Source organism: Streptomyces recifensis (assembly GCF_002154615.1).
Taxonomy (GTDB): domain Bacteria; phylum Actinomycetota; class Actinomycetes; order Streptomycetales; family Streptomycetaceae; genus Streptomyces; species Streptomyces griseoluteus.
The window spans coordinates 1-10,692 of sequence record NZ_MUNH01000389.1; the positions used below are offsets into that span (position 1 = coordinate 1).

Below are 10,692 nucleotides of genomic sequence, written 5' to 3' on the forward strand. Positions count from 1 at the left end.
GGCTCTATGGGGCGGGGAGGACATAAGGCCCACCCCGCCCCGGCCGGGCCGCCCCGCGTGGCTACCCTGGTGCCATGGACTACGTCTCCGCGCTGGTGCCCCCCTTCGTCATGGCCGCCCTCTTCATCGGGGTGGTCCGGGTGATCGTGAAGACCCAGGGCGGAGCGGCCAAGGGCAAGGAGGACGCGGCCGTCGACGCCGCCCTCGCGCGCGCGGAGAGCGCCCGCCAGGCCGCCCACGGCGACGCCTGAGCCACCCGCACGTCGGCGCCGATTTGACCGGATCTCCCACTATTATTTGTTTTGTGCCTCGCCCCTTGGGAGATCTCGAAGACGCCGTCATGTCACGGGTGTGGAAGTGGAACCGCCCGGTGACCGTCCGGGAAGTCCTGGAAGACATCCAGCAGGAACGCTCGATCGCGTACACCACCGTCATGACGGTTTTGGACAATCTTCATCAGAAGGGCTGGGTCCGCCGGGAGGCGGAAGGGCGTGCCTATCGATATGAGGCCGTCTCCACCAGAGCCGCCTACGCCGCCGCGCTCATGAACGACGCCTGGTCGCAGAGCGACAACCCCGCCGCCGCTCTCGTCGCGTTCTTCGGGATGATGAGCGAGGAACAGCGCCAGGCCCTCAGCGACGCCATCCGTATCGTCCAGGGGCCGCAAACGCGCGAGAACCCCGGTTCGGCGGAGGAGACCGGCGGGCGATAGCGTCCGCCCATGTCAGCGAAGAGCCCCGAAGTCTCCGCGAATGCCATCACCGTCCGGCGCGCCCGGACCAGCGATGTTCCCGCTGTCCGACGACTCCTCGACGCCTACTCGCGTGACCGCATCCTGCTCGACAAAGCCACGGTCACCCTTTACGAGGACATCCAGGAGTTCTGGGTCGCGGAACGCGACGACAACGCCGAGGTGGTCGGCTGCGGCGCCTTGCACGTCATGTGGGAAGACCTCGCGGAAGTCCGCACTCTCGCGGTGAACCCGGCCCTCAAGGGCGCCGGAGTGGGTCACCGGCTGCTGGGGAAGTTGCTCGACACCGCGCGCCGGCTCGGCGTTCGCCGGGTTTTCTGTCTGACCTTCGAAGTCGACTTCTTCACCAAGCACGGCTTCGTGGAGATCGGCGAGACACCGGTGGACGCCGATGTGTACGCGGAGCTGTTGCGCTCCTATGACGAGGGAGTCGCGGAGTTCCTCGGTCTCGAACGAGTGAAACCCAACACCTTGGGCAACAGCCGGATGCTTCTGCATCTGTGATCGTCAATGCCCCGGTTCCCTATGTCCGAAACGCGCACGTTTCCGGACGTGAGAGGGCGTGGGGTCTCTCCCCGAGGGTTTGTGTTTTTCCGGCAAAAGCGGTTTGCTTTCCGGCGTACTGCTGCACTGCATATAACAGGGGCGGCTAAACGGCGTACGCCGCGGACCTCCCCGCCCTCACGTTATCGATGAAAGGAAATCCCGTGGCACAGAAGGTTCAGGTCCTTCTTGTCGACGACCTCGACGGCGGCGAGGCTGACGAGACCGTGACGTTCGCGTTGGACGGCAAGACGTACGAGATCGACCTCACGACCGCCAATGCGGACAAGCTGCGCGGCCTTCTCGACGCGTATGTGAAGGGCGGCCGGCGCACCGGTGGCCGTTCCTCCGGTGGCCGCGGCAAGGCGGCCCGTGCCACTTCCGGTGGCAACCAGGACACCGCGGCCATCCGCGCCTGGGCCAAGGAGAACGGCTACGACGTGAACGACCGCGGCCGCGTCCCCGCGTCCATCCGCGAGGCCTACGAGAAGGCCAACGGCTGATCACGCCCCCGCGAACGGGGCCCGGCGCCCCGCCGCAGCCGGACCCGGTGGCACTGCGCCGCCACGGTGTCCACCAGCCGTGCGAGATCGGGGGCGCCCGTGACGCCCTCGAAGGACGGCAGCGCGGGCAGTACCGCCTCCACATCGCGCCCCGGCTCGGGGGGCCGCAGCCATACGGCGGCCCCCTGCATGGCCCCGGCGCCCGGTCGCGGCATCGCCGCGCCCACGGCCCGCACGGGCGGCGCCGGCGCCTCCGTCAGGCATCCGGCGCCCAGCGCCCGCAGGTCCGGCGCCAGCGCGCCCCACTCCAGCCAGTCGAGCAGCCCCGGCAGTTCCTCCGCGCTGCCCGCGGCCACCAGCAGCCGCATGCGGCCACCCATCAGGGCCACCGGGGAGGCGGGCGCCAGATGCCGGAGCGCCACCGCACCCGCCTCGGCCGGCACGTCCAGCACGTCGAAGCGCACCCCCGTCATCAGCCGCAGCGGTGCCCCCGGCGCCGTCGCCCAGCCCAGCACGTCCTCGTACCAGTGCCGGGCCCCCGCTCCGGGGGGCGGGCCGAGCGGACGCCGAGGGCGCGGGAAGGGCGGCGCCGTCGATGCCCGGTAGGGCTCCGGGGATGCCGGGGACACTGAGCCAGCCATGCCAGGAACAACCGGCAAAGCCGCCTGGGAGTTACGCTGAGCGTCCGGAGGGTCACGCTGTGTGCGACCAGGGGGAGTGCACGGGCGCACCCGGAGTCGCGAGGTTGTTCGCCCATAGCGGAGGGAAAGGGTGCGCGCGGCATGGACCGCCCGTCACCGCGGGTAAGACATGCCTAGTGGGAGGGGGGCGACACGCAGGAAAGGCCGTCTCACGTTCGCCATCGGCGGAACGGCGAGTGGGGTAACTGCCTGGCCTGCGGGAACATCGTCTCGCACCATCGAGTTGGAGCAGATGTCGGCGTTCGGGGTCAGGAGGCCATCACGGTGTCGGCAGTTGGAATGAGCGGTCCCCGCTTGCGGGACTAAGCTGCGGAAGGACAGGGAGGGGAAGTTCCCCCCACTGCCTGACCGCTCTGAGGAGCGATTAACGATGTTCGAGAGGTTCACCGACCGCGCGCGGCGGGTTGTCGTCCTGGCTCAGGAAGAAGCCCGGATGCTCAACCACAACTACATCGGCACCGAGCACATCCTCCTGGGTCTCATCCACGAGGGTGAAGGTGTCGCCGCTAAGGCCCTGGAGAGCCTCGGCATTTCGCTTGAGGCGGTCCGTCAGCAGGTGGAGGAGATCATCGGTCAGGGCCAGCAGGCCCCGTCCGGTCATATCCCCTTCACCCCCCGTGCCAAGAAGGTCCTGGAGCTGTCGCTCCGCGAGGCCCTTCAGCTCGGCCACAACTACATCGGCACCGAGCACATCCTGCTCGGCCTGATCCGTGAGGGCGAGGGCGTCGCCGCCCAGGTCCTGGTCAAGCTGGGCGCAGACCTCAACCGGGTGCGCCAGCAGGTCATCCAGTTGCTCTCCGGTTACCAGGGCAAGGAGACCGCGGCCGCAGGCGGCCCGGCCGAGGGCACCCCCTCGACCTCCCTCGTCCTCGACCAGTTCGGCCGGAACCTCACCCAGGCCGCTCGTGAAACCAAGCTCGACCCGGTCATCGGGCGCGAGAAGGAGATCGAGCGGGTCATGCAGGTGCTGTCCCGCCGTACGAAGAACAACCCGGTGCTGATCGGTGAGCCCGGCGTCGGCAAGACCGCCGTCGTCGAGGGCCTCGCCCAGGCCATCGTCAAGGGCGAGGTGCCCGAGACCCTCAAGGACAAGCACCTCTACACCCTGGACCTCGGTGCCCTGGTCGCCGGCTCCCGCTACCGCGGTGACTTCGAGGAGCGCCTGAAGAAGGTGCTCAAGGAGATCCGCACCCGCGGCGACATCATCCTGTTCATCGACGAGCTGCACACGCTGGTCGGTGCGGGCGCCGCCGAGGGCGCGATCGACGCCGCCTCCATCCTCAAGCCGATGCTGGCCCGCGGTGAGCTCCAGACCATCGGTGCCACCACGCTGGACGAGTACCGCAAGCACCTGGAGAAGGACGCGGCCCTCGAGCGCCGCTTCCAGCCCATCCAGGTCGCGGAGCCGTCGCTGCCGCACACGATCGAGATCCTCAAGGGCCTGCGCGACCGGTACGAGGCGCACCACCGCGTCTCCATCACCGACGAGGCGCTGGTCCAGGCGGCCACCCTGGCCGACCGGTACATCTCGGACCGCTTCCTGCCGGACAAGGCGATCGACCTGATCGACGAGGCCGGTTCCCGGATGCGCATCCGCCGGATGACCGCGCCGCCGGACCTCCGCGAGTTCGACGAGAAGATCGCCGGTGTCCGCCGGGACAAGGAGTCCGCGATCGACTCGCAGGACTTCGAGAAGGCCGCTTCCCTGCGCGACAAGGAGAAGCAGCTCCTGGCCGCCAAGGCCAAGCGGGAGAAGGAGTGGAAGGCCGGCGACATGGACGTCGTCGCCGAGGTCGACGGCGAGCTGATCGCCGAGGTCCTCGCCACCGCCACGGGCATCCCGGTCTTCAAGCTGACCGAGGAGGAGTCCAGCCGCCTGCTCCGCATGGAGGAGGAGCTGCACAAGCGGGTCATCGGCCAGGTCGACGCCGTCAAGGCGCTGTCCAAGGCGATCCGCCGTACCCGTGCCGGTCTGAAGGACCCGAAGCGTCCCGGTGGCTCGTTCATCTTCGCCGGTCCGTCCGGTGTCGGTAAGACCGAGCTGTCCAAGGCGCTCGCCGAGTTCCTCTTCGGCGACGAGGACGCGCTGATCTCCCTCGACATGTCGGAGTTCAGCGAGAAGCACACGGTCTCGCGGCTCTTCGGTTCGCCCCCCGGTTACGTGGGTTACGAAGAGGGTGGCCAGCTCACCGAGAAGGTGCGCCGCAAGCCGTTCTCCGTCGTTCTCTTCGACGAGGTCGAGAAGGCCCACCCGGACATCTTCAACTCGCTGCTGCAGATCCTGGAGGACGGTCGTCTGACCGACTCCCAGGGCCGGGTCGTGGACTTCAAGAACACGGTCATCATCATGACGACCAACCTCGGCACGCGGGACATCTCCAAGGGCTTCAACCTGGGCTTCGCCGCCTCCGGCGACACGAAGACCAACTACGAGCGCATGAAGAACAAGGTGTCGGACGAGCTGAAGCAGCACTTCCGTCCCGAGTTCCTCAACCGCGTCGACGACGTGGTCGTCTTCCCGCAGCTCACTCAGGCGGACATCCTCCGGATCGTCGACCTGATGATCAGCAAGGTGGACGAGCGGCTCAAGGACCGGGACATGGGCATCGAGCTCTCCCAGTCCGCCAAGGAACTGCTCTCCAAGAAGGGCTACGACCCGGTGCTGGGCGCGCGTCCGCTGCGTCGCACGATCCAGCGCGAGGTCGAGGACACCCTCTCGGAGAAGATCCTCTTCGGCGAGCTGCGTCCCGGCCACATCGTGGTCGTCGACACGGAGGGCGAGGGTGAGAACCAGACCTTCACCTTCCGCGGCGAGGAGAAGGCCGCCCTGCCCGACGCCCCGCCCATCGAGCAGGCCGCGGGCGGTGGCCCGAACCTGAGCAAGGACGCGTAACCCTCCGGGGGTCCGCGTAGCCCCGAAGGGGCCGGTGCCTCATGGCACCGGCCCCTTTTGGGTTTTCAGAGCCGCCGCAATGGCCCGTTATCGGGCTTCGCGCATTCGTCGACGAACGCACAAAGCCCGCGGACAAGGCCCACAGTGGAGAGGGCAGGGTCCGAGTCGCCCCGCATGTGAGGGGCATCCTGGAGCCACTGCTGCCACAGGCCGCCCGGTTCCCGGAAGCGGTCGGCCTGACCACCTCCCAGGTTCAGTTCGATGAACTGGAGAGCGCCCATGACGACGGTTTGGTCGTATCCGAGGTCAGGGCGGCGGAGGTAGCGATCCAGGTAGGCGGCGAGCAGATCAGCGTCCCGCGCCGTTCCGAAACCGGCCAGGGTCACGCTGTAGGCCAGCCCGACACAGCAGACTTCGCTGGCCAGAAGGAGCCGACCGAGGTCTTCACGGAATTCGGTTCTGCGGGAGACAGCTACGAGCCAAGCCGCAGTTCTCCGTTCGCGCCAACTGCCCTCGAGAAGCTTGGCGATCTCACTCGGGGTGATGAGTCCCGCGTCCTCACGGAGATCTCGCATGAATCGGTCGGACGCAGGACTTGGCATGTGCAGCAAGCTGCCGCCGAGCTTCAGGTAGCGCCGCCCGGGCGTGACGTACCGGCGAACCAGGGCCAGTAGTTCGGCATCGTCACGGGGATCACGTATCACACGCCCGACTCTGCCTTGCTGATGCGGAACAAGGCTAGCCCGCTCATCGCCGTCACCCCACGCCCTCCGTGGTGACTGGGCACTGGAATACCGCGCCCCTGAACAAGTGCGCTGTGCCATCACACATCTGACGGACCAACAGAACCTGCCAGCCGCTTCAGCTCAGGGCGCGGATCATGTTGTACCACGGGGGTTGGTGACGAGCCGTCACCGTGTCGGCTCCGTCCGTCACCCCCGTCGTCGGGATGGAGCCCAGCCGGGGACACCGGGGGGTCGGTCAGGACAACTGCCCGTCGTAGTCCGGGAGTTTGAACGTCCGCTCCGCGTGGCCGCCGCTCAGGTCGGACGCGCTGTTGCCGATGTTGGCGATGATCGTGTAGCCCTGGCGTTCGATGTCGGCCCGCTGGGCGGTCTTGTAGGCGGCGACGTCCTTGAAGAGGTCGATGAGGCCGCGGGCCCGGAGGTCGGTGACGCGGTAGCCGTCGTGTTCGAGGTTGTAGGACGTGGGCCAGTGCAGGAGGCCGGGGCGGGCGGTGACGAAGATCAGGGCGACGCCGTGGTCCTGGGCGTACTGGGCGACCTTCAGTACCGGGCGGTTGGCGGGCTGGGGGAACTGGAAGCCGAAATCGGTCTCCAGGGTGGTGTTGTCCACGTCCAGGACGATGGCCTGCTTCTGGCCGCCGCCGGCGGCCGCGCGGCTCTGGATGTAGGGGAGGGCCTCGTCCATCACCCGCCCGCAGTCCTGCTGCCAGGTGGCGTAGTCGACGGCGCCCGTGGTGGTCGTGGTGGCGGCCTCGGCGGGGGCGGCGAGCGCGGTGAGCGCGGCGGTGGAGACGGCTACGGCGGCCATCCGGCGGGCCAGGGGGCGTCTGGTCATGAAGAGGGGTCCTCTCGCGTCCGTACGGTGCAGTGCATGCTCTGCGGAGCGGATGGCGCGAGAGGAACCGTAGGGTTACCGGACGGTAGGTTGCTAGAGGCGCGCGTCACATTTATGGGGCCCCGGACTCGGCCCGCCGGTGACATGCCGCACAGGCGAAATGTCCGGTACTAACCGGGATAGTGGTATTCCAAAACGGGGCAAACCCAGACGTACACGCCGAAACCCAGGGTGATACCGGCAGGCCATACCGCCTGGTCCCGTCGGGGCGTCCGGCCTGTCAAGAGATGACCGATTTCAGGTACTTCTACTACGTCGCGCCGTAGATGGGCCCTTTGAACCCGGATGGGGTGAGGGGTTACCAATGTGGAGTCCCGCCCGGCACACGGTGAAACACCCGTACGCCGGGTGGCTCTCTGTCTCCGAGTTCACGAGGTATCGATGTTCAAGCGTTCCACGTCTGTCCGTACGTCCGCGCTCCGCACTCGCGTGGCCGTCCTGGCCGCCGGTGTCGGCGCCGCGGCCGTGCTGGGTGGCGGGGTTGCCAGCGCCGCCTCCGCCTCCGCGACCTCCTGGGTCGACCCGGTGAAGAAGTACACCCTCTCCGCCAGCTTCGACCAGGGCGGCAGCCACTGGGCGCACAAGCACAGCGGTCAGGACTTCGCGGTGCCCACCGGCACCGAGGTCCTCGCGGCCCACGGCGGCACCGTCGTCAAGGCCGGCCCGAACGGCGCCGGTGACGGCCCCGCGTACGGCAACGCCGTCGTCATCAAGCACGGCAACGGTCTGTACTCGCAGTACGCCCACCTGTCTCGTGTCGACGTCAAGGTCGGCCAGATCGTCAAGACCGGCCAGCACATAGCCCTGTCGGGCAGCACCGGTAACTCCACCGGCCCGCACCTGCACTTCGAGATCCGCAAGACGCCGAACTACGGCTCGGCCGTCAACCCGGTCAACTTCCTGCGGACCCAGGGCGTCCACGTCTGAGCCCCGGGCCACCGCCCCCGGCCCTCACGGGCCACCGCCGGTAGTCCGGACCACGGATGTCCGGACTACCTCCTGCCTCGGGCGCCCTCGTGCGCCTGCGTCACCAGATCCACGGCGACTTCGAGAACCGCTTCGCGCTTCTTCTCGGGGTCGCCTTCCAGGTCCGCCATCACGAACATGCCGGCGTGCAGGGTGAACAGCGCGCTGATCGAGCGGACCTGGTCCACCAGCTCGGCCTCGGGATCGATGATGATGTCCCTGAGGCCCTTCATGCGTTCCTTGAACGTGTCACCGATGCGCAGCTCCCGCACCGTCGCCTGGTTCTCCTGCATGAACCGGAAGAGCGGCTGCGCCCCTGCCAGTGCCGCGCTGTAGCGCCGTACGATCTCCTGCTTGGTCTCCAGGGTGTGCGGCTGGCTGCGCCCCCACTCGATCAGGTCCTCGATCGGCTGCGTCAGGTCCGCGAAGAGACTGACGATGATCTCTTCCTTGGTCTTGAAGTGGTAGTAGAGAGCCGCCTTGGTGACATCGAGGTGCTCCGCGATCTCGCGCAGTGAGGTCTTCTCGTAGCCCTGTTCCGCGAAGAGCTCGAGCGCGACGTCCTGGATGCGCTGGCGGGTGTTCCCGCGGCGCTGCTGCTTGGTGCCGTCCATGGTGTCGCCCATCCTCGTACTCCCCCCGCTCCCGCGGAAACTTACTTGACGCCCGGCTAGTAGCAGGCTACCTTCCAGTGTAGTGAACTAGCCGGGCGGCAAGTAAGTAGCAGCCGCCAGGGGGAGTGGGAGAAATGGCGGACACGCAGACGGCCAAGGCGGGCCAGGCGGAGCCCGAGCAGCCGGAGAAGAAGCCGAAGAGCGTACGAGTGGTCCTGCTCGCGCTCATGATCGCCATGATGCTGGCGATGCTGGACAACATGATTGTGGGCACCGCGATGCCCACCATCGTGGGCGACCTGGGCGGGCTCGAGCACCTGTCCTGGGTCGTGACGGGGTACACCCTAGCCACCGCGGCCTCGACCCCGGTCTGGGGCAAGATCGGTGACATGTACGGGCGCAAGGGCGCCTTCCTCGGCTCGATCGTGATCTTCCTGATCGGCTCCGTGCTGAGCGGTATGGCCCAGGGCATGGGCGAGCTGATCGCGTTCCGGGCCGTCCAGGGTCTGGGCGCCGGCGGTCTGATGGTCGGCGTCATGGCGATCATCGGCGACCTCATCCCGCCGCGTGAGCGGGGCAAGTACCAGGGCATGATGGCCGGCGTCATGGCGCTGGCGATGATCGGCGGCCCGCTGGTCGGTGGCACCATCACCGACAACTGGGGCTGGCGCTGGACCTTCTACATCAACCTGCCGCTCGGCGCGGTCGCGCTGGCGCTGGTCTCCGCCGTGCTGCACCTGCCGAAGAAGCGGGCCAAGGCGGGGATCGACTACCTCGGCGTGGTCCTGCTGACCGTCGGCATCACCGCGATCGTGCTGGTCACCACCTGGGGCGGTACCGAGTACGCCTGGACCTCCGCGCGGATCATGGAGCTGATCGCCCTCGGCGTGGTCTCGCTGGTCGGGTTCGTGTTCTGGCAGACCAAGGCCGCCGAGCCGGTGCTGCCGCTGCACATCTTCAAGAGCCTGAACTTCACCCTGATGTCCCTCATCGGCTTCGTCACCGGCTTCGTGATGTTCGGCGCGACGCTCTTCCTGCCGCTGTACCAGCAGGCCGTGCAGGGCGCCTCCGCCACCAACTCCGGGCTGCTGCTCCTGCCGATGCTCGGCGCGATGCTGGTGACCTCGATGGTCGCGGGCCGGGTCACCACGAACAGCGGCCGGTACAAGGTCTTCCCGATCGCCGGCGGTGTGCTCATGATCATCGGGCTCTACCTGATGTCCACGATGGACACCGACACCACCCGGCTGACCTCCGGGATCTACATGGCCGTGGTCGGCGCGGGCATGGGCTGCCTGATGCAGGTGACCATGCTGGTGGCGCAGAACAGCGTGGAGATGAAGGACATGGGCGTCGCGTCCTCCTCCGCCACCCTGTTCCGTACCCTCGGCTCCTCGTTCGGTGTGGCCGTCATGGGCGCCCTGTTCAACAACCGGGTGCAGGACGTGATGACCGAGCGCGCCGGTGCGCTGGGCAAGGGCATCACCGAGAAGTCCGCCCAGCTCGACGCGGCCAGCCTCGCCAAGCTGCCGGCCGCGGCACGGGAGGCGTACCAGCACGCGGTGTCCGCGGGCACCCACTCCGCCTTCCTCCTCGGCTCCGTCATCGCCGTCGTGGTCCTCGTCGCGGCCGTCTTCGTCAAGGAGGTCCCGCTGCGCGGCGGCCCCCAGAAGCCGTCCACCGAGCCCACGGACGCGATCCCGGCCCCGGTGATCGAAGCGGTCTGACCGTCCCGGCTGTACCGAAGGCCCCCCGACCAGTGGTCGGGGGGCCTTCGCTATTCCGGAGCGGCGCGGGCGGGCACGGGACCACGCCCGGCCTGGTCGGAAGGCACTTGGCCCGGCGCATCTTCCGGTCCACGGTTCGAGCGGCCTTCCACCGGTCCGCCCATCTCCACGCCACAACCCTCGGTCGGGGCCTGCGTGTCCCCGCATCGGCCCGGGCGTGCCCGGGTGCCCCGTCGGTGTCGGGACTCGCCGTGCGGTCGTCCGCCCGCCCGGTCGTCCGGTGAACGCCGGCACCGTTGTGCGCCCGGCCCACCCGCCGGGAGGTGTTCAGCCTCGCAGGGTGGGCCGGGCGC

General features: G+C 68.2%; 11 protein-coding genes. 7 read left to right on the plus strand and 4 right to left on the minus strand.

Annotation, left to right across the window (positions count from 1 at the left end; all coding sequences use genetic code 11):
• Positions 1 to 74 precede the first annotated feature (74 nt).
• The 4 genes from CCN33_RS32145 to CCN33_RS20225 all read left to right on the plus strand — a co-directional run bounded on the left by CCN33_RS32145 (position 75) and on the right by CCN33_RS20225 (position 1,797).
• Complete coding sequence (locus CCN33_RS32145; RefSeq protein ID WP_086694981.1) at positions 75 to 251, plus strand: hypothetical protein; 177 nt, start codon at positions 75 to 77, stop codon at positions 249 to 251.
• 65 nt (positions 252 to 316) lie between these two features.
• Entirely contained in the window at positions 317 to 712 is a 396-nt protein-coding gene (locus tag CCN33_RS20215; RefSeq protein WP_078858492.1) for a BlaI/MecI/CopY family transcriptional regulator, read from the plus strand.
• A gap of 9 nt (positions 713 to 721) precedes the next feature.
• Complete coding sequence (locus CCN33_RS20220) at positions 722 to 1,255, plus strand: amino-acid N-acetyltransferase (protein WP_086694982.1); 534 nt, start codon at positions 722 to 724, stop codon at positions 1,253 to 1,255.
• A gap of 203 nt (positions 1,256 to 1,458) precedes the next feature.
• Positions 1,459 to 1,797 (plus strand): histone-like nucleoid-structuring protein Lsr2, encoded by a 339-nt coding sequence (locus CCN33_RS20225; protein WP_086694983.1) that lies wholly within the window; start codon positions 1,459 to 1,461, stop codon positions 1,795 to 1,797.
• Here CCN33_RS20225 and CCN33_RS20230 read toward each other — a convergent pair.
• Positions 1,776 to 2,438 (minus strand): SCO3374 family protein, encoded by a 663-nt coding sequence (locus tag CCN33_RS20230; RefSeq protein ID WP_244173878.1) that lies wholly within the window; start codon positions 2,436 to 2,438, stop codon positions 1,776 to 1,778. The two genes, CCN33_RS20225 and CCN33_RS20230, sit on opposite strands and share 22 nt — an antisense overlap.
• 430 nt (positions 2,439 to 2,868) lie before the next feature.
• Between CCN33_RS20230 and CCN33_RS20235 the strand changes: the two genes are divergently transcribed.
• A complete protein-coding gene (locus tag CCN33_RS20235) occupies positions 2,869 to 5,391 on the plus strand; it encodes an ATP-dependent Clp protease ATP-binding subunit (RefSeq protein ID WP_086694985.1) in 2,523 nt (840 codons plus the stop codon).
• A gap of 65 nt (positions 5,392 to 5,456) precedes the next feature.
• Here the strand turns inward: CCN33_RS20235 and CCN33_RS20240 are convergent, their stop codons facing one another.
• Entirely contained in the window at positions 5,457 to 6,095 is a 639-nt protein-coding gene (locus tag CCN33_RS20240; protein ID WP_086694986.1) for a DUF6000 family protein, read from the minus strand.
• A gap of 277 nt (positions 6,096 to 6,372) precedes the next feature.
• Positions 6,373 to 6,972: an HAD family acid phosphatase gene (locus tag CCN33_RS20245; protein WP_086694987.1), complete on the minus strand. Its 600-nt coding sequence runs from the start codon at positions 6,970 to 6,972 to the stop codon at positions 6,373 to 6,375.
• Between the two features lie 441 nt (positions 6,973 to 7,413).
• On the opposite strand from CCN33_RS20245, the gene CCN33_RS20250 reads away from it, so the two are divergent.
• Complete coding sequence (locus tag CCN33_RS20250; RefSeq protein ID WP_086694988.1) at positions 7,414 to 7,959, plus strand: M23 family metallopeptidase; 546 nt, start codon at positions 7,414 to 7,416, stop codon at positions 7,957 to 7,959.
• Positions 7,960 to 8,024: 65 nt separating this feature from the next.
• Here the strand turns inward: CCN33_RS20250 and CCN33_RS20255 are convergent, their stop codons facing one another.
• Positions 8,025 to 8,624, minus strand: coding sequence for a TetR/AcrR family transcriptional regulator (locus CCN33_RS20255; protein ID WP_086694989.1), 600 nt, complete (start codon positions 8,622 to 8,624; stop codon positions 8,025 to 8,027).
• A 122-nt stretch (positions 8,625 to 8,746) separates the two neighbouring features.
• Here CCN33_RS20255 and CCN33_RS20260 point away from each other — a divergent pair, with 122 nt between their 5' ends.
• Complete coding sequence (locus tag CCN33_RS20260; RefSeq protein ID WP_086694990.1) at positions 8,747 to 10,339, plus strand: MDR family MFS transporter; 1,593 nt, start codon at positions 8,747 to 8,749, stop codon at positions 10,337 to 10,339.
• Positions 10,340 to 10,692: the final 353 nt, after the last annotated feature.

What these genes read in the sequence shown, in the direction of transcription:
- CCN33_RS32145 (WP_086694981.1), top strand. Translation starts at nt 75, where the DNA reads ATGGACTACGTCTCCGCGCTGGTGCCCCCCTTCGTCATGGCCGCCCTC.
- CCN33_RS20220 (WP_086694982.1), top strand. Translation starts at nt 722, where the DNA reads ATGTCAGCGAAGAGCCCCGAAGTCTCCGCGAATGCCATCACCGTCCGG.
- CCN33_RS20230 (WP_244173878.1), bottom strand. Translation starts at nt 2,438, where the DNA reads ATGGCTGGCTCAGTGTCCCCGGCATCCCCGGAGCCCTACCGGGCATCG.
- CCN33_RS20235 (WP_086694985.1), top strand. Translation starts at nt 2,869, where the DNA reads ATGTTCGAGAGGTTCACCGACCGCGCGCGGCGGGTTGTCGTCCTGGCT.
- CCN33_RS20245 (WP_086694987.1), bottom strand. Translation starts at nt 6,972, where the DNA reads ATGACCAGACGCCCCCTGGCCCGCCGGATGGCCGCCGTAGCCGTCTCC.
- CCN33_RS20250 (WP_086694988.1), top strand. Translation starts at nt 7,414, where the DNA reads ATGTTCAAGCGTTCCACGTCTGTCCGTACGTCCGCGCTCCGCACTCGC.
- CCN33_RS20255 (WP_086694989.1), bottom strand. Translation starts at nt 8,624, where the DNA reads ATGGGCGACACCATGGACGGCACCAAGCAGCAGCGCCGCGGGAACACC.
- CCN33_RS20260 (WP_086694990.1), top strand. Translation starts at nt 8,747, where the DNA reads ATGGCGGACACGCAGACGGCCAAGGCGGGCCAGGCGGAGCCCGAGCAG.